This window comes from Clostridiaceae bacterium HFYG-1003 (genome assembly GCA_024579835.1).
Taxonomy (GTDB): domain Bacteria; phylum Bacillota; class Clostridia; order Clostridiales; family Clostridiaceae; genus JG1575.
This window is the reverse complement of sequence record CP102060.1, coordinates 1437205-1455754: the sequence shown is the minus strand read 5'-3', so window position 1 is coordinate 1455754 and position 18550 is coordinate 1437205. Positions and strand designations below refer to the sequence as shown.

The following is an 18550-nucleotide window of genomic DNA, read 5'->3' as shown; positions in this document are numbered from 1 at the left end:
AATAAAAAAGTTATAAAAACATGCTAAGCTCCAGTTGACAATCATTATCAGTTATGTTTAAATCAGATTAGAGGTTACGAATGGTAACAGAAAGACGATTAGTAACTTAGTTACATCAAAATACATCAAAATACATCAAAATACATCAAAATACATCAAAATACATCAAAATACAGTAAATCAATACGAAATCTTAAGGAGTCCAACAATATGAACACAGTATTAAACGCCATCAGCAAGAGAAGATCCCAGTACGCCATTTCCCCGAAGTCGCCGATTTCAGAAGCCCGAGTTTCCGAAATTGTGAAGACCGCGGTCAAATATGTCCCTTCCGCCTTCAACTCACAGCAGCACCGCGTGATTGTCCTGTTCGGGGAGCAGAACCATAAGCTCTGGGAGATCACCAAAGAGGAACTCAAATTGATTGTACCGGCGGATCAGTTTGGCCCGACGGAACAGAAGATCAATAGTTTCCAGAACTCTTTCGGAACTGTGGTGTTCTTCGAAGAGAACTCCGTGGTCACCGGTCTGGCGGAGCAGTTTCCGACCTATGCCCACAATTTCCCCATCTGGTCCGAGCAGTCCAACGGAATGCTGCAGTCTGCAATCTGGAATGCACTGGCAGAAGAGGGACTGGGTGCTTCTCTCCAGCACTACAACGAAGTTATTTCGGACTCAGTCAAGAGTGAATGGAACATCCCGGCGAGCTGGAGAATGGTTGCCCAGATGCCCTTCGGAGCACCTGTTGCGGAGCCCGGTGAGAAAGCTTACCCGGATGCGGATGCCTTCGTCAAGATCTACCAGTAAATAATCAGATATGGATAACGGAGCCGGTGAACGCCGGCTCCGTTTTAGTCCTTGAGGGAGATATTCCGCAAGATCTGGCGCTCCCGTCATTCGCCGAAATGATCGGCCGATTGCTCAATTGAATGGAGGGGGTTAAAATGAGAAGAAACAGCCAGCATCTGCTGTTGATCACAGCGGCGGAAATCAGAACTAAAATTTGGCAAATTTGCGCAGGAGGAGAACGTTATGAATGCGATCCTTACAGGACTTAAAAAAAGAAGATCCCGCTATGAGTTGAAGCCTGACATTCCGATCAGTAATGACCAGCTCGCAGAGCTGATTGGCAATATATTCAAGACCATGCCTTCACCGATGAACAGCCAATCCTCCCGGGCAGTCCTTCTCTTTGGGGAGGACCATCTGAAGCTGTGGCGAATCACTTTGGAAGAAATGAAGAAAACTGCTTCGGAAGCCGGATATGCCAAAGGTTTGAAGAAAGTTGAAACGTCGTTCCAAAGCGGTTATGGTACCATACTCTTCTATGAGGATGGGGCAATCGTCAGAGAGCTGGAGGAGAAGTACCCCAAGTACGCCCACAACTTCCCAGTCTGGTCAGCCCAGACCAGCGGGATGCACCAGATTGCAGTCTGGTCGGCACTGGCGGATGAGGGGATTGGTGCTTCGCTCCAGCATTATAATGAACTGATCGACGAACGGGTTCGGATGGAATGGAATATACCGGACCAGTGGAAGCTGTACGCTCAGATGCCCTTTGGCCGGGCAGTGGATGTACCAAAGGAAAAGGACATCAAGCCCCTGGAGGAACGAGTGATCATTCATCGAGGCTGATTGATGCAGAAGAGCCCACCTTGGACATCCGTCGCCCTCAGTGTCTGCCCTGCAGTATGAGATCCCCCTGAATCATCCCTTGAAGAGCGGTTTTCTGCCGGTCGCGATGGTTCAGGGGGTTTTATGCTTTCACCAGGATGTGACAGCAGACTGGATTGAATGAAATGTTTCAGATTGAATAATTGTTATGATTGAATGGATATAGGTCATAATTTCCCCTCAAGGGTGTAAGGTGGTATAATATAGCTTGTGAAAAAGTGCGTATAAACCGTATACGGAGGAAAAAATGGGAATACTGAATAAAATCTTCGGAACTTACTCGGACAGGGAAGTCAAACGGATCTACCCGATGGTGGAGAAGATCAACGCCCTGGAAAGCGGGTATCAAAAGCTCTCCGATGATGAATTGAAAAATAAAACAATTGAGTTCAAGGAGCGCCTGGCTCAGGGCGAAACACTGGATGATATTCTGGTGGAAGCTTTTGCCACCGTGCGCGAAGCATCAGTGCGCGTTTTGGGAATGCGTCATTTTGATGTCCAGCTCATCGGCGGAATCGTCCTGCATCAGGGACGTATCGCGGAAATGAAAACCGGTGAAGGAAAAACGCTGGTGGCCACGCTGCCGTGTTACCTCAACGGGCTGACCGGCAATGGCGTCCATGTCGTTACGGTCAATGATTACCTGGCGAAATTACAGGGTGAATGGATGGGGCAGCTTTATAACTTCCTCGGCCTTTCCACCGGGATTATCCTGCATGGCCTGACCAACCAGGAACGGCGCGATGCCTATCACAGCGATATTACGTACGGAACCAACAATGAGTTCGGATTTGACTATCTGAGAGACAACATGGTCGTTTACGAGGAAGAAATGGTTCAGCGCAAGCTGAATTTCGCCATCGTGGATGAAGTCGACTCCATTCTCATTGATGAAGCCAGAACCCCGCTGATTATTTCCGGCGAAGGGGACAAGAGTACGGAGATGTACAAGGTCGCTGATCTCTTCGTGAAACGGCTCAAGGATGAGGCTGACTTCACAGTGGATGAGAAGGCTCATTCCGTCATTCTGACAGAGGACGGCATTACCAGGGTGGAGCGTTACTTCAACCTGGACAATTTCGGAGATACCGCGCATATGGAGCTGCAGCACCATATCAACCAGGCTCTGAAAGCCAATTATCTGTTCAAGGCAGATAAAGACTATATGGTCAAGGACGGCGAAATCATCATTGTTGATGAATTCACGGGTCGTCTGATGGAAGGCCGGCGCTACTCCGACGGACTGCATCAGGCCATCGAAGCCAAGGAGAACGTGGATGTTCTGAAGGAATCCAAGACTCTGGCAACGATCACGTTCCAGAACTATTTCCGGATGTACCAGAAGCTCTCGGGTATGACCGGTACAGCTCTGACGGAAGAAAATGAATTCCGATCCACCTATAACCTGGACGTTATTGTCATACCGACCAATATGCCGGTCGTTCGACTGGATCATCCGGATGTCGTCTACAAGACGGTAGCAGGAAAATACAAAGGACTGATTCAGGAAATTGTGGAGACTTATCAGAAAGGCCAGCCAGTTCTGGTTGGTACGACCTCTGTGGAAAAGTCCGAACTGGTATCGGAACTCCTGAAACGGGAACGCGTTCCGCACCAGGTTCTCAATGCCCGCTATCATGACAAGGAAGCTGAGATTGTATCACATGCCGGTGAAAGAGGCATGGTTACCATCGCAACCAATATGGCCGGACGTGGAACAGACATCAAGCTGGGCGAAGGAGTCAAGGAACTGGGGGGATTAAAGATCCTGGGTACGGAACGCCATGAAGCCCGCCGGATTGACAATCAGCTGCGCGGCCGTTCCGGCCGTCAGGGAGACCCCGGAGAATCCCGGTTCTACATTTCGCTGGATGACGATCTGATGCGGATCTTCGGTGGTGAAACCCTCAAATCCCGTGTTTCCAAGCTCGGGCTGGGAGATGACGAGGCGATTGAATCCAAGCTCGTTTCCGGTGCCATTGAAAATGCCCAGAAGAAAGTGGAAGGCAACAACTTTGATGCCCGTAAGACTCTGCTGGGATATGATGATGTCATGAATCAGCAGCGTGAGATTATCTATCGTCAGCGCCGTGAAGTCATGCAGGGCAATGACATTTCCGAAAGCATCCAGTCCATGATCGCTCGCGCGGTGGAGAACAGCGTTCAGCGTTTTCTGCAGGATGGCCAGGACACCCGCGAAGATTATGCCAACCTGGCACGGTTTATGCAGATTCTGGTAGCTCAGGCCAAACCAACGCCGGCGGAGGACCTGCAGGCGATGGATCAGGCAGCCATCACAGCTCATTACATTGAAGCCGCCATGGTCAAGTACCATGAAAAGGAACAGAAGTATCCGGAACAGATCCGGGAACTGGAGCGGGTCGTCCTGCTTCGGGTTGTCGACAACAAGTGGATGGATCACATCGACAACATGGACAAACTCAAACGAGGCATCGGACTGCGGGCCTACAAGCAGCAGGATCCGGTACAGGCCTATCAGTTTGAGGGGACTGACATGTTCAACGAGATGATCGACACCATCGACGAGGAAACCACTCGGTTCCTCCTGAATGTTGAGATCCGGACACAGGAAGACATTGAGCGGGAACAGGTTGCCAAAGAAACGGCAACCAACCAGGATGACTCTCTGCCCAATACACCCCAAGTCCGGAAGGATAAAAAGGTCGGCCGCAATGATCCGTGTCCATGCGGATCGGGTAAAAAATACAAAAATTGCCACGGTCGCACAGAACGGGGTTAACCCGGATTCTTAACACGGGATGGAAGGGAACTCTGACACAGGGTTCCCTTCCGTGCCCCCCAGAAGATGATGGAGTCAGAAACGGCTGATCTCCGGCTCGACCGGCAGAGAGCGACTGGTGCCATCCAGGACTGGATCTGAGCCGCAGCCTGGTCCAGACCGATTCCGATTGTTTCCTTTATTCATGACCTTGTATGTTCCACACAGAATCTACAGATATCCAAACAGCTCAAGAGGTGAAAGAAATGTATTTAAAGTTAGCCGAAGCCCTGCAGAAGATCAATGAGCAGGAAGAAAAAATCAATTCGATAAAGGAGAGTCTTTGACGTCCCAAGACTGACCCTGCGGTTGTCGGAGCTGAACATGAAAATGTCGGAGCCGACCTTTTGGGATGATCCGGAGTCTGCCCGTGAATTAAGTCAGGAGGCGGCCGGACTGGAAGACCGGTTAAAGAATCTAAGGACCTTTGAGGAACAGCTCAGCGATATTCAGGTGCTGGCCGAACTGTCCGAAGATGACGAAGATACCGAGAAACAAATCTATAAGGATTATCTGGCACTGGACGAAGCATTGGACCAATACCTGCTGCAGCTTCATCTGGACGGACCCTATGATGCCAATAACGCCATCCTGAATCTCCATGTCGGGGTGGGCGGTACGGACGCTCAGGACTTCACCCAGATGCTGATGCGCATGTATCTGCGCTGGGCTGAGAAGAAGGGCTTTAAAACAGAGCTGCTGAACCAGCTCGATGGCGAGGAAGCTGGGATCCGGGAAGCGGTGATCAAGATCACCGGAGAGTATGCCTACGGCTATCTGCGAAGTGAAAAGGGAATCCATCGCCTGGTGCGAATTTCCCCGTTCAACACCAACGGCAAGCGCCAGACGTCGTTTGCTTCGGTGGAGGTTCTTCCCGAACTGAAACAGAATCAGGATGTACAGATCAATCCGGATGACCTGAAGATCGACACCTATCGGTCCGGCGGCGCAGGCGGCCAGCACGTCAACAAAACCGAATCGGCGGTTCGGATCACCCATCTGCCCACCGGCATCATTGTACAGTGTCAGAATGAACGCAGCCAGCACAACAACCGGGAAGTCGCCATGGACCTGTTAAAGTCCAAGCTGGTTGAACTCAAGGAACGGGCACATATGGAAAAGATCGAAGAGCTGACCGGGGAGCAGAAAGACATGAGCTGGGGCTCCCAGATTCGATCCTATGTGTTTAATCCGTATCAGATGGTGAAGGACCACCGCACCCTGGCTGAGACCACCGATGTATACGGGGTGCTGGACGGAAACATCGATTTATTTATTAATGCCTATTTACAGGCCAGAGTACAGGGGGATTTACAGGAATGATGAGACTGGAAGAACAGATCGCACAGGAACTGGGGATCAGGACGGAGCAGGTAGAGGCAGTGGTTGCGCTCCTTGACGAAGGCAACACGGTTCCGTTTATTGCCCGTTACCGGAAAGAAAAAACCGGTTCACTGGATGATGAAGTTCTGCGTAAACTCTCTGAGCGGCTGACCTACCTGAGAAATTTCAATGCCAAGCGGGAGGATATCGAGCGTCTGATTACAGAACAGGGCAATATGACCGAAGACATTCTGGAAGCCCTGCGTCAGGCCTCGACGGTGACGGAACTGGATGACATCTACCGTCCTTTCCGGCCCAAGAAGCGGACCCGGGCGATCATCGCGATGGAGAAGGGTTTGAAGCCACTGGCAGATTATATTTTGGCCGGGCAAGGCGAAGTTCTGCCGGCAGCTCAGGAGTATGTGGACGAGGAGAAGGGAATCAAGTCGGAGGACGAAGCGATCGCCTATGCCCTGGATATCCTGGCGGAGCAATTTTCAGACGATGCCGAGAACCGGAAATGGATTCGGGATTATGCTCAGAAGCTGGCTGCCATCACCTCCACCGGATCTGGCGAAAATTCACCCTACGAGATGTATTTTGATTTCAATGAACCGATCCGCGCCATCCCCGGTCACCGCATCCTCGCGCTGAACCGCGGGGAAAAGGAAGGGGTTCTAAAAGTCAGCATCGAACTGGATCAGCAGATCATTGAAGACCATATGCTGGATCATCTGGAAACAATCAACAGCAAGAATCGGACCTATCTGGTCCGGGCAGTCAAAGATTCCCTGAAGCGCCTGATCTGGCCCTCCATTGAACGCGAAGTCCGCAATCAGCTGACCGAAAAAGCAGAAGCAGGGGCCATTGATGTCTTTTCCAAGAACTTGTCAGCCTTGCTGCTTCAGGCACCGGTCAAAGGCAAACGCGTGATGGGTTATGATCCGGGATTCCGCACGGGCTGCAAGATTGCAGTGCTGGACGAAAACGGTAAATACCTTGAATCCACCGCGGTTTTCCCCACAGTGCCGCGCAACGACGTGGCGGGAACCATTCGCACGCTGAAAGCGCTGATTCGGAAACATAAGGTGGAAGTTATCTCCCTTGGCAACGGGACCGCCTCCCGGGAATCCGAAGAGGTTCTGGCACAGCTGATTGCCGAACTGAAGAAAGATCAGATCGAGGTCGGCTATGTAGTTACCAACGAGGCAGGAGCATCTGTCTACTCTGCTTCCCAGCTGGCGACTCAGGAATATCCTGACCTGGATGTTACCGTCCGCGGAGCGATCTCCATCGGCCGTCGGCTCCAGGATCCGCTGGCGGAGCTGGTCAAGATCGATCCCAAGAGCATTGGCGTTGGTCAGTATCAGCATGATATTGATCAGAAAAAGCTGGATGAGTCTCTCACCGGCGTCGTTGAAGACTGCGTCAACAGTGTGGGCGTGGATCTGAATACCGCCACACCGAGCCTGTTAACCTATGTATCCGGAATTAACAAGACCCTGGCTGACAATATTATTCTTTATCGGGATGAGGTCTCCGGTTTCAAGTCCCGGAAAGAGCTGTCCAAGGTCAAGCGCCTGGGCCCCAAGGCATTTGAACAGTGTGCCGGGTTCCTGCGGGTGCCTGAATCCGACGAGATTCTGGACCGTACCGGGGTTCATCCGGAGTCCTATCATGTAGCCCGTGAGCTGCTGGAGCTGCTGGGCTATCAGAAGTCTGACGTGCGTTCCGGCGGGTTGGATGACCTCAAAGCCAGGGCAGACCGCTATCCGATGAGCAAACTCAGTGAAGAAACAAAGGCAGGAATTCCAACGCTCCAGGATATTATCAAGGAGCTGATGAAGCCCGGCCGGGATCCTCGGGAGGAGCTGCCGCAGCCAATCTTCAAGACCGGAATCCTGGAACTGAAGGATCTGGAAGAAGGCATGATCCTGCAGGGGACTGTCCGCAACGTGTCTGATTTCGGCGCATTCGTGGATATCGGAGTGCATCAGGACGGCCTGGTCCATATCAGTCAGCTGGCCGACCGATTTGTCAAAAATCCCATGGAAGTCGTCAAGGTCGGAGACATTGTTGAAGTCCGCGTCATCGGAGTTGATCTGGGCCGGCGCCGAATTTCGCTTTCCATGAAGGGAATGGGAAAAACCGCTAAGCGCTGATTGAGGCTGGATTCTGGTCAAAAAAGTCGGAGCCTGCGCCTCAACACCGGATTCAGATCATGGTTTTCAATTCGACAGAGCTTTGATGAAATCTTCACGAACCCGTTGCCAGATTCGATCGCATGTAATATAATACAGATGTAAAATAAATAAATATCTTCAGGGCGGGGTGTAAGTCCCCACCGGCGGTATAGCCCGCGAGCCTTAACAGGCTGATCCGTTGCAACTACGGAGCCGACAGTATAGTCTGGATGAAAGAAGAGATTAGTATGATAATCGAAGCCCTGGCATTTTGCCGGGGTTTTTTTGTCACTCTACTTCTGAAGATATCAAATCTCAGGAGGTTTTATTATGTTAAACACCAGGACATCCACCCAAGTTACCGTGAAAGGCGCTCTGCTTGTCGCCATTGCCTTCATCTTCACTTACTTTGAATTCCCGATTCTTCCGTCCGTGCCATGGCTCAAACTTGATTTTTCAATGGTGCCGCTCCTGCTTGGCGCACTGGCGCTGGGACCTGGAACCGGTGTGCTTCTCACCGCACTGCTGCAGGTGATCCTGTTCGCAACCAAATCAAGCACCGGCGGAGTCGGAGAAATTGCAAACTTTATCGTGATCTCCACCATGATTGTTGTTGTCAGCCTGGTCTATAAGAAGCACCGCAACCTCACCGGTCTGGTAACTGGTCTGCTGCTCGGAACCCTTGGCTTTACCCTTGCGGCGGTACTGGCCAACAAATTCATTCTGGTTCCGCTGTTCTTCCCCGGTGAATTCCCCGGAGGTCAGGCAGCCTATGAGACGTACCTTTACAGGATGGTTCCTCTGTTCAATGCGATCAAGGGTGTTTCAGTCGCATTGCTGTCCGCGCTCTTGTATTCCAGACTTGAGCGGTTTCTGAAAGTGGAATCTTCCAAATCAGTCAGCCAGCTGGAAAATACTCGTCTGCGCAAAGCCAACTAAGCCCCTGCTGATCAGAATATCGTAAAAAGAAGTCGATCCATGTGATCGCCGATTCATCACCACCCCGTCCCACCAAGGCCTTGAGCCGGAAGGGGACGGGGTGGTTCTTTGAGCGGAATTAGACCGATCTGCGCAATCAGGCGAGAAGTGAACATGTAGGAGACACAACTTTTCCGAATTTTCGCATACAGGTGACAGCAGTTAGCTCAGAGTTACCAGTGGCCAGAGATGACAGACCAGCCAGTAGCCAGAGAAGACAGACCAGCCAGTAGCCAGAGAAGTGAGAGTAGCCAGTGAAGCTACAGAAGCAAGAAAAGCGAGAGAAGTGAGAGAATCGAGAAAAGTTCAGACAGGATTTCATCCAGAGAGGTTGGAAGATGGCAATCAACCCTCCACTCTGAACGAATGGTATGATAGGGATATAGTATTTACCCAAGGAGGTTCATGCAATGGAACAGCAAACAGTTGTCGTCACAGGGGCTGGCAGCGGACTGGGGGCAGCCCTGGTGAGGAAATACTCTGAAAAGGGGGCTCATGTGTGTCTGATTGGTCGAACCGAGGATAAGCTTCAGACCGTGGCGGCAAGCCTTGTGGGAAGCTGGGACTGCTTTGAGGCGGATATCTCGCAGGCGGCCCAGATTCGAAACGTGATTCAATCAATCCTGGACCGGCGGGGCAGGATTGATGTTTTGATCAACAGTGCGGGCGTCATCGCGCTGGGAGCGGCACAGGAGCTCATGGAGTCCTCCGTCCATGAAATGATTGACACCAATCTCAAGGCCACAATCTTCACTTCCCAGGCGGTCCTGCCTCATTTTAAGGAGCGAAATCAGGGCATTCTGGTGAACATCATTTCCACCGCCGGTCAGGAAGGGAAAGCCGGAGAATCCGTCTATTGTGCCAGCAAATTTGGAGTAAGAGGATTTACCGAAAGTCTTCAGGTGGAGCTGAAAGATACGGATATCCGGGTGATGGCAGCCTATATGGGCGGTATGAATACAGAATTCTGGGACGGAATCTTTCCGGCGGAGAAAACAGCCCGACTGATGGATCCCAGAGATATCGCCGACCTGCTCATTAATAACATTGAATCCAGACCAAATCTTTCGGTCACATCAGTGACCATTAAAAATCATATGGGGAAGAAATAGGCCATCCGAACAGTCAGAAAATACATACTGAAATATTCCCTGAACGTGAAAAAAAAGAGCCTGCGGGCTCTTTTTCCATATGTTATAGCTGAGTTACCTTTCTGAGTGGGGCAGTTTCAGAGACATGACGTGGGCATCCTCTTTATCAGGATAAAAGCCCTTGCGGTAGCCGGCATACTGAAAACCGGCCGACTCATACAGCCGGATGGCAGCCTGGTTTGATACCCTGACTTCCAGAAACATGACGGCCATGCTGCGCTCCCTCATATCCTCAATCAATGCCTGGAGCAGACGGCCTGCAATTCCCCGACCCCGCATTTGAGGGTGAACCGCGATATTGGTGATCTGTACTTCATCAAACACTAGCCAGGCACCGGCATAGCCTACCGTTTGGCCATCCGCCCGGGCTGTCAGGTAATAGGCCTGCTCATTGTGCAGCTCTGCCTGAATTGCTTCCCGAGACCAGGGTGATGAAAAACTCAGAGCATTGATCTGATGAATGGCCTCCAGATCCTGCTCCTCCATCCTATGAATCGAGAACGTGTCCATGTTTGGCCTCATACTCCCGCTGTGCCTGCGGCTTTCTCATGTAGCGGGGCAAAGTGGTATCTCCGGGTGGAATCTGGCGGTCGACATCGGACTTGCATAATCTGGCCAGGTTGGATGCCCGTTGAATGACGGAATCCTCTGCCAGTCTGGCCTGAGGGAATGCGGACTGAATCGCTTCTCGATATTTGATCAGCCCGTCGCCTGCAATGAGGAGAGGTTCACCTTCCCTGAAATGGGATTTCAGTTCAGCCAGATCCCTGACCTCGGGGCTGAGCAGTTCCGTTTGACCCTGCGGGGTATTCTGGATGGCGGCGCTGTAAAACGTCTGTTTCAGCGCGTCATGCAGAATCAGAATATTCCGGTCTGAATGCTTCAGGGACTGGGCGGATGCCGCAAAGGAGTGATAGCCGTACAACGGGATATTCAAGGCATAAGACATTGCCTCAAGTACCGACAGTCCAATGCGGAGACCGGTGAAGGAACCGGGTCCGAGATTGACGCACAGATGAGTCAAATCCCGCGGGGTTACATCGGTTTTTTGCATCAGGTCCTCGATCATTGGCATCAGCAGCACGGAATGCTGTTTTCCAAAATTCATATTGTACTCTGCCAGCAGCTCTTCATCGCGCATCAGGGCGACGGAGCAGTTGGACCCAGAGGTATCAGCGGCAAGTATCAACATGGGGCAGGCTCCTTTCAGACTGGGATGTACTCCAGTTCATGGCAATTTTACGCTCATCGGGCGACTCTCCGAGGGACAGGTTAATTTTCAAAAAGTCATCGGGCAGGATGCTTCCAATCAGGTCGCTCCACTCGATGACGCTGATGTCGGTGCTGTAGATGATTTCTTCAAAGCCAAGATCAAGGATTTCATCTTCTTCGTGAACCCGATAGACATCGAAATGGTTCAGTTGGCCGGGGATCGGCCCCGGGAGGGGGTAGCTGTTTAAGATTGTGAAGGTTGGGGAGCTGACATCGCCCCCGTAACCCAATCCCCGGGCAAGTCCTTTGACAAAGTGGGTCTTGCCGGCACCCAGGTCTCCGTCCAGAAGCAGGACATCGCCGGCTCGAAGACAGGAGGCCAGCTGTTCTCCCAACCGCATGGTTTCTTGTGTGGATTGCGTAATATAATACATTGGTTTGCTCTCTTTGCTCTATTTTCATACTTTTGTAAACTAAAAAATTTCTTGCTAGTATATAATACAGGAAACACGTGGAAAAGGGAAAGATCAATGAAAATATTAAAATCCGGCTTACTGATCCTGATGGCAGGGATTTTTTTGACAGCCTGCGCCCAGACCGGAGAAAGCCAGACCCAGCAGGGTATGACATCGTCTGAATCCGGGCCCCGGGAACGAAATCTGAATATCCTGACTTCAGCGAAGATTGTAGCAGATATGATTGATTCATTATCTGAAGGTCAGCACACCATCCGATATATGACAGAATCTGAATCAGATCTCCGGAGCATTGTTCCGAATCCAGAAATGATGACTGAAGGGGACTACCAGGCATTTTTCTATGTTGGTGCCAGCTATGAACCATTTATTCGGGAGTTTACGGAAAAAATCGACAAGAACAAAGTGAATGTCGTGAATATTTCTCGGGGCATTGATATTCTCCGGCATAAAATCAATAAACTGGATCATGAAAACTACTATTACCTGATGAATTCGACGAATTATAAGATTGCTTTGAACAGCATTAAAAATTCGCTGCAGGAAATGGATCCGGCCAGAAAACAGAAATATGATGAACGCTTCGTTGCCGTTTCCCGAAAAATCGATGATTTTCAGGGGCGCGTCAAGGACTTTATGTCTGACGAGGATCAGCTGGTGTTCGTTGTGGACTCGGATTTGACTGCGTATGTGGTGAAAGAATATCGCAAGGATCCGCTGCTGATTACCAATTTTATCGAGCGCAAGTTAAGTGAAGAATCGCTGAATCTGTCCAATGCCTCTCAGCCAACTGCTCTAAATGGCGCTGAAAAACGGATCTTTCTTTATTCAGATGATGTATCCCTGCAGAAATATGCGGATGACATTACAAAGTATCGCCTGATTCCGGTTCGGATTACGCTGTATGACCCATCAGAGACTCTGGTGGAATCATTCTTCTTTAACTTTGAGCGGATTCAGGATGCGATTTCGCCCCTGGGGAATTAATTCGAGACTGCGATAAGTCGGCCTGAACCGAAATATCTTTCCTTTGATCGGAAGCTTGCCCAGGTAACAATGAAACCTGTATGCGCCATAACGCATACAGGTTTTTAGATTCCCTGAAGGATTCGCTCCCACAAGGGAGAAGGTAGTCCGGCGGACCGGATCTTCTCAGCGGCCAGGGCGGCATCATAGGCGACAGAGCGCTTTTCAAGGGTAAAGGTTTCATCATCGTAAATCAAGTACTGAGCCTTCGGGTTGTGGTTTCTGGGCTGGCCGACGCTTCCGCAGTTGATAAGGTAACGGGCCTCGGAATCAAGCTTCACAACGGTGTCTTCCGCCAGTGAAAGAAAGACTGGGCGACCATCCTTAATAAAAAAATAACCCGGAATATGGGTGTGGCCATGAAACGCCAGCCCCAGTCCCAGTCGTTCGAGTTTGGACAGGGAAAGCGTCAGGTACGGTGAACGTACGTCTCCCGGCATTAAATAGTAAAACCGCTGGGCTCCGTAGGGCGAGCCGTGAGAGAGGTAGATGGCGTCATCGCTCCATTCATAAGGCAGCTGACTGAGCCAGTCGTGATCGGCCGGACTAAGTCTGGTTCGGGTATATTCAGCAGATTCCCTGGCTAAGGGATTGAAATGTTTCAATTCGTTCCAGTCCAGCTGGACTTGCTCATGATTTCCTCGGATGACGATGGCCTCGGACTGGCGGATTCGCTTCACGCACTTGCCGGGATCCGCTCCGTAGCCAATGATATCGCCCAGTACGTAGAGCTGACCCGGCCCGCAGTCTTCCAATACAGCGGTCAGAGCTTCCAGATTGCCATGGATGTCGCTGAGCATGATATGTTTCAACGGGCAGGTACCTCCTAGATTAATTCGTAGGTTTCGTTTAATAACGAACCGATAATGATTCGGTCCGGTGAGGCGGGGGACTTTGCGATTTCACGTGCCAGGTCCCGGGCATATTCTTCGGTTATCGGATTCTCCACCTTGTTGATGAACAGAACCGTGGTACCTTTCGCATTGCGGAACATCATATCCGGATGCAGCACCAGTTTCTTAATATCTTCCCGAGTAATGATATCCCCAACCTTTTTGCCCGTTAAATCACAGAAGACATCGAGATTATGGACGGTTTCGACGGATATCTTGAGACCCAGACAACCGATATCCAATATTGCGATTGTGACATCCGTGGTCTTCGGAAGATCCGGTTCATTGGGGCGCCAGGCTTTGACGGGGCGCTGTCTGGATTCGTCACATTCAATCAGACACAAGTCAAAGCACTCCATCTGACGCTCGAGAACATCCAGGGGCAATCCCCGCATGGTGTTGTCCTGGTCCAGGTCATAAGCCAGAACGTAGACCCCCGGCTTGGGGTACTCGCATAAAGAATAATCCTGCCGGAATTCATAATCGACAAAGTCGATCTCTTTCTCTGGGATGCGCTCCATACTGATCGTATTGGAAACCAGTACGCGCCGTTGGGAGCGGTTTTCTCTGGCCAGAATCCGGATCAGCATGGTTTTCCCACCAGATCCGATCAGAGCTGCAGCGTGATGAGTTTGGTCTAGAATGAGCCTGGACAGGTTCATGGAACACCTCCGCATGATCGTTTGATAGCTTATTATAACAGTGTCATTATTAAAATTGGAGAAAAAAGTTGTTAATTTACAGTCATTTCCTTAGGGGGCTCCTGTGGCAAGGGAGAAGATCTTTCGGCAGGCTCTCCCTGTGAAAAATCCAGTTTCAATAATCGAACGCATGTACTATAATAGTGGTATCAGATCAGTTGAAAGGAGAACGCCATGGAAGCAGGTCAGATCAATATGGAAGTCATTGCTGAATTTATCCAGGGAAGAATCATTCCTCGCAGAATCCGCTATTACGATCTTGCTTCGGCAGAATACCGGGAGCGGGATATCCGAAAAATTAGTTATGAGATGCGTAACCAGAAAGAAACACAATTCGGCATTGAATTTTCGGACACTGAATCCGCAATCCTGAACTACAGTCACCGGACGAATCAGTGGCGGATGGTGGAACACCTTTAGTCCGAGAAATTTCTTTCTGTTTTTGAGCATGGGCCGATGTTCCGCCCTCGGAAAAATACCATACACCAGATCAGCAGGTCAAAACAATTATGAGGGAAGAAAAACAGCAGGGCAAGGCTATGGTTGACATGCAACAGAGCCGCCGTGAGGTTAAGCAGAAAAAAAGAACCGAAGCGTTTGCTTCGGTTCTTTCTGGCAGGGGTAGCAGGGCTCGAACCCACATTAACGGTTTTGGAGACCGTTGCTCTACCATTGAACTATACCCCTTTGCTCTTGAAAACTACTTTATTATTATAAGCAATTTATTAACTCCTTGTCAACGAAATTTGTGATATTTTGTGAGCTCAGGCTGATTTGGAGAAACACTCCAAGGTGGCGGTGGGCGGGAACTTATAATTAAGCAAATATTTACCGTCATTTCACAACGTAGTTATTAATTTGACAATATTTGAATAAAGTGTAAAATAATAGCAGGACGAAATCAATCCAAAAGCAGGGGGAACAAGTTCGATGAATGAGTCATTAAAACTCGAAAACCAACTTTGCTTTGCGGTTTACGCCCTGTCCAGGGAAATCACGAAAATTTACCGTCCGTTTTTGCACCATCTAGGCTTGACCTATACCCAGTATCTGGTGATGATCGTACTTTGGGAAAAAGACGGCATCGCATTAAAAGATCTGGGCAAAAGCTTGAATCTGGATTCCGGCACACTCACTCCCTTGCTGAAAAAGCTGGAAGTTGAAGGGCTGATTGACCGGAAGCGTGACTTCAAAGACGAACGAAATTTGTTGATTTACCTGACAGAAAGTGGCCAGGAGCTGTTGAAAAAGGCAGAAGCAGTCCCTCAGAAGGTCCGTTGCCGGATTCCTTTGGAAGATAAGGAGATCAGCCACGTACGATCGAAGCTTCAGGAAATGCTCAACGCCATGATGAGCCTGCCTGAGGTCGAAGAGGATTATGTCAGCCAGGTAATGTCAGAAGAGAAAAAGTAAAGCGAATGAAAAGGTTCGGACAGCCATCAAGATGGCTGTCCATTTGTTTTTCTATTGGCCTCCTCTGATATTGGGGGAGGAGCATTCCTGAATTTCAAGGTAAAGGTTGTTCCCTTGCCAACCTTGGAAGTGACATGGATCATCGCCTTGTGATTGTCCATGATCCGCTTGACAATGGTAAGACCGATGCCTGATCCCTCGACTTCTTCCCGGGAGCGGTCAACCCGGTAAAATCGTTCGAAAATATAGGGGAGATCTTCGGATGGGATGCCAACGCCATTGTCCCGTATGTCCAGGTAGGTAAAGGTGGCGTCTTTTTTCAGGGTCAGAAAAATCCGTCCGTTTTCCGGAGTAAACTTCATGGCGTTGTGAAGCAGGTTGATGACTACCTGGTAGAGGGAATGGTAATCGCCAATGATGTAGTAGCGATCTCTGCGATAAAACTCGAAGGACAGGTGGATATTCTTTTCCTTGGCGACCCCCAGGAAATTATTGTAGATATCCTGGCACAGGGAGCGCAGGTTTACTTCCTTGTACTGGTGGGTATTGGATTCTGCTTCAAATTCCTTCAGGACATTCAAATTGCCCAGAAGTTTGCCAAAACGGATGACTTCATTGTTGAGGGAGGACAGACGATCCGGCGAAATTGGGACGACTCCGTCAATCATGGCTTCCAGATTCATTTGAAGAACATTCAGCGGATTTCGCAGTTCATGCGATATATCGGATATTAGTCGGCGGCGCAGGGTATCCTGCTGATCCATTTTTTCTCCCAAAACATTGATGCTCTGGCGCAGCTGTTCAATTTCCACAATATCGGTTTTCAGGTTTTCTCTGGTTTTAAAGTTACCCTGAGAGAGCATGAAGCTCGTCGACGCAATGGAAGAGATCGGCTCTGACAGCTGATTGGACAGGAAGAAAGAGAACAGGAAAATTAACAGGGAGCCAATGATAGCGCTGGCCAGTACGGACAGCGTCAGGCTGAACAGAAACTGTTCTTCATTCTTTGAGATCAACAAGGGTGTAAACTGTCCGATGGTGACGTATCCGACGGTGTCGCCGTCAACCAGAACCGGATGGCGGGTGAATTTAAACTGTTCCAGATTCAAAGGGGGCGATCCTTCCGGCTGACGTGTGGTCAGTTGAGCCAGGACCAGTTCCGGTTCCAACTGCCAGATTACTTTGCCCATCCGGTCTTCGAGCTTGACTGAAAAGCCGGAGATGGATGCTTCCCGAATGACGCTGGTACCGGAATCTACCGTCCAGCCGGTTTTTCCGTTTGATACATAGGCATCCCGGAATTCCCCGACGATTCGTTCATCTCTGGACTCCTGGTTGGCCCGTATATAGATGGAATACTGACGGTTGATGTTGAAGTTGATGATGATGTAAGTGAGGATCAATGCCAGAAGAGCGGATACCGTGATGGCTACCGCCAGTTTGTAACGGATGGTATTCAATTACAGATCACCGCCGAATTTATAACCCAGCTTAAAAACGGTGAGGATGTATTTCGGATTCTTGGTGTCCTCTTCAATTTTCTTTCGGATGTTCTTAATATGGACATCGATGGTTCGGTCCACACCATCAAAATCCACGCCCAGTACTTTTTCTATAAGCAGTTCCCGAGACATGACGACTCCCTGATTGGAAGCCAGGATTTCCAAAATATCAAACTCAATGGGGGTCAGGGCCACGTTTTCACCGCGAAGCCGGATTTCGCGCCGCTCCTTGTCGATGATGAGTTCCCCGTTGTTGTAAGAAAAAGTATTTGGATTGACCACCGGTTCATTCAAGCGGCGGAACAGGGCATTGATGCGGGCTGTCAGCTCCCGGGGAGAGAATGGCTTGACCAGGTATTCATCTGCGCCCATCTCCAACCCCTGGATGCGGTCTTCCAGTGCTGATTTCGCAGTGAGCATGAAGACATAGGTGGAACTTTTTTCGCGGATTTTGCGGCAAATTTCTTCACCGGACAGGTCGGGCAGCATCAGATCTAAAATGACGAGATCAAAGGATTCCTGTTCAAACAGCTCCAGACCGCGATAGCCGCGGGTGGCAGTTTTCACTTCATACCCCTCTTTTTTCAAATAGGCTTCAATGGCTTCCAAAACGGAAACTTCATCTTCGATGACTAGTATTTTACTCATATCGCTCTCCTTTGGACCATATGCTCCTATTATATCACGCCAGGATGCAAGGCAAAGGCCGCCCATTCCGGCATCTGTGCGAATCAGTCGCAAATGACAGGGGAATGACTAACTGAGAGGATTTCAGGATATAATTAAATCAGAGTAAGACTGTCTGAATTAGGAGGACACCATGAATACAATCAACATTAGACTTTACGGCATGACGTGAGCATCCTGTGCCGCTAAGATTGAACGGGAAATTCAGGAAATTCCAGGGGTGGAATCCGCTTCCATCAGCCTGCCGAATGAATCCCTTCGAATTCTGGCGCCACAAGGTATCGGGGATGCCGTAATCCAACAAGCTGAAAAAATAGTCGCACACCATGAACCGCAAGTGCGGTTTCGTCCGGTGAGAAGTCCGGAATCCGGGATCAAGCCGGGCAGATCACACCCTGGTGAGGGGGAGCCCCACGATCATGAGGCCCATGAACATGGCCACAGTCATGGGCACAGTCATGACCATGGGGACGATGCGGACAAAACCGGACCATTTGAAATCCCGCTGCTTCATTGGAATCTGCTTCGAAT

The 18550-nt window shown here is 50.0% G+C and carries 18 protein-coding genes, 1 tRNA gene and 1 riboswitch; of the genes, 10 read left to right on the top strand and 9 right to left on the bottom strand.

Annotation, left to right across the window (positions count from 1 at the left end; genetic code table 11):
- The first annotated feature begins 210 nt into the window (after nt 1-210).
- The 7 genes from NQU17_06585 to NQU17_06555 all read left to right on the top strand — a co-directional run bounded on the left by NQU17_06585 (nt 211) and on the right by NQU17_06555 (nt 10070).
- Nucleotides 211-807 carry a nitroreductase family protein gene (locus NQU17_06585; GenBank protein UUM13218.1) on the top strand — a complete coding sequence of 199 codons (597 nt, stop codon included), beginning with the start codon at nt 211-213 and terminating at the stop codon, nt 805-807.
- A gap of 225 nt (nt 808-1032) precedes the next feature.
- Nucleotides 1033-1635, top strand: coding sequence for a nitroreductase family protein (locus tag NQU17_06580; protein ID UUM13217.1), 603 nt, complete (start codon nt 1033-1035; stop codon nt 1633-1635).
- A gap of 286 nt (nt 1636-1921) precedes the next feature.
- The gene (secA, locus tag NQU17_06575) at nt 1922-4435 is read left to right on the top strand and encodes a preprotein translocase subunit SecA (GenBank protein UUM13216.1); all 2514 of its coding nucleotides are present in this window, start codon (nt 1922-1924) and stop codon (nt 4433-4435) included.
- A 245-nt stretch (nt 4436-4680) separates the two neighbouring features.
- Nucleotides 4681-5797 (top strand): peptide chain release factor 2 gene (gene prfB, locus NQU17_06570; protein ID UUM13215.1). Its coding sequence is split into 2 segments (ribosomal slippage): nt 4681-4758 and nt 4760-5797, totalling 1116 coding nucleotides; the frame shifts between segments, so codons are not numbered across the junction.
- Nucleotides 5794-7959 carry an RNA-binding transcriptional accessory protein gene (locus tag NQU17_06565; protein UUM13214.1) on the top strand — a complete coding sequence of 722 codons (2166 nt, stop codon included), beginning with the start codon at nt 5794-5796 and terminating at the stop codon, nt 7957-7959. The genes prfB and NQU17_06565 overlap by 4 nt, the downstream gene beginning before the upstream one ends.
- Before the next feature lie 151 nt (nt 7960-8110).
- Nucleotides 8111-8226, top strand: a riboswitch (FMN riboswitch).
- 84 nt (nt 8227-8310) lie between these two features.
- Nucleotides 8311-8919 (top strand): ECF transporter S component, encoded by a 609-nt coding sequence (locus NQU17_06560; protein ID UUM13213.1) that lies wholly within the window; start codon nt 8311-8313, stop codon nt 8917-8919.
- A gap of 449 nt (nt 8920-9368) precedes the next feature.
- Entirely contained in the window at nt 9369-10070 is a 702-nt protein-coding gene (locus NQU17_06555; protein ID UUM13212.1) for an SDR family oxidoreductase, read from the top strand.
- Between the two features lie 93 nt (nt 10071-10163).
- On the opposite strand, the gene rimI is transcribed toward NQU17_06555, so the two are convergent.
- Genes rimI through tsaE form a run of 3 tightly spaced genes read right to left on the bottom strand, consistent with a single transcriptional unit; the run spans nt 10164 to nt 11755 of the window.
- Entirely contained in the window at nt 10164-10631 is a 468-nt protein-coding gene (gene rimI, locus NQU17_06550; protein UUM13211.1) for a ribosomal protein S18-alanine N-acetyltransferase, read from the bottom strand.
- Nucleotides 10597-11301, bottom strand: a complete 705-nt coding sequence (gene tsaB, locus NQU17_06545) for a tRNA (adenosine(37)-N6)-threonylcarbamoyltransferase complex dimerization subunit type 1 TsaB (protein UUM13210.1) — start codon at nt 11299-11301, stop codon at nt 10597-10599. The genes rimI and tsaB overlap by 35 nt, the downstream gene beginning before the upstream one ends.
- A complete protein-coding gene (gene tsaE, locus NQU17_06540; GenBank protein UUM13209.1) occupies nt 11282-11755 on the bottom strand; it encodes a tRNA (adenosine(37)-N6)-threonylcarbamoyltransferase complex ATPase subunit type 1 TsaE in 474 nt (157 codons plus the stop codon). Before tsaE ends, tsaB begins: the two co-directional genes overlap by 20 nt.
- Nucleotides 11756-11851: 96 nt before the next feature.
- Between tsaE and NQU17_06535 the strand changes: the two genes are divergently transcribed.
- Nucleotides 11852-12784 (top strand): zinc ABC transporter substrate-binding protein, encoded by a 933-nt coding sequence (locus NQU17_06535; protein ID UUM13208.1) that lies wholly within the window; start codon nt 11852-11854, stop codon nt 12782-12784.
- Nucleotides 12785-12888: 104 nt separating this feature from the next.
- Here the strand turns inward: NQU17_06535 and NQU17_06530 are convergent, their stop codons facing one another.
- Nucleotides 12889-13635 (bottom strand): metallophosphoesterase, encoded by a 747-nt coding sequence (locus tag NQU17_06530; protein ID UUM13207.1) that lies wholly within the window; start codon nt 13633-13635, stop codon nt 12889-12891.
- A 14-nt stretch (nt 13636-13649) separates the two neighbouring features.
- A complete protein-coding gene (yqeC, locus tag NQU17_06525; GenBank protein UUM13206.1) occupies nt 13650-14378 on the bottom strand; it encodes a selenium cofactor biosynthesis protein YqeC in 729 nt (242 codons plus the stop codon).
- Nucleotides 14379-14591: 213 nt separating this feature from the next.
- Between yqeC and NQU17_06520 the strand changes: the two genes are divergently transcribed.
- Complete coding sequence (locus NQU17_06520; protein ID UUM13205.1) at nt 14592-14837, top strand: hypothetical protein; 246 nt, start codon at nt 14592-14594, stop codon at nt 14835-14837.
- 193 nt (nt 14838-15030) lie between these two features.
- Here NQU17_06520 and NQU17_06515 read toward each other — a convergent pair.
- Nucleotides 15031-15104: transfer RNA gene (locus NQU17_06515), tRNA-Trp, on the bottom strand.
- 243 nt (nt 15105-15347) lie between these two features.
- Here NQU17_06515 and NQU17_06510 point away from each other — a divergent pair.
- The gene (locus NQU17_06510) at nt 15348-15830 is read left to right on the top strand and encodes a MarR family transcriptional regulator (GenBank protein ID UUM13204.1); all 483 of its coding nucleotides are present in this window, start codon (nt 15348-15350) and stop codon (nt 15828-15830) included.
- 26 nt (nt 15831-15856) lie between these two features.
- Here NQU17_06510 and NQU17_06505 read toward each other — a convergent pair whose 3' ends face one another.
- From NQU17_06505 to NQU17_06495, 3 genes are all read right to left on the bottom strand, one after another.
- Nucleotides 15857-17290 (bottom strand): HAMP domain-containing histidine kinase, encoded by a 1434-nt coding sequence (locus tag NQU17_06505; GenBank protein ID UUM13203.1) that lies wholly within the window; start codon nt 17288-17290, stop codon nt 15857-15859.
- Nucleotides 17291-17980 carry a response regulator transcription factor gene (locus tag NQU17_06500; GenBank protein ID UUM13202.1) on the bottom strand — a complete coding sequence of 230 codons (690 nt, stop codon included), beginning with the start codon at nt 17978-17980 and terminating at the stop codon, nt 17291-17293.
- 427 nt (nt 17981-18407) lie between these two features.
- Complete coding sequence (locus NQU17_06495) at nt 18408-18533, bottom strand: hypothetical protein (protein UUM13201.1); 126 nt, start codon at nt 18531-18533, stop codon at nt 18408-18410.
- Between the last annotated feature and the right edge of the window lie 17 nt (nt 18534-18550).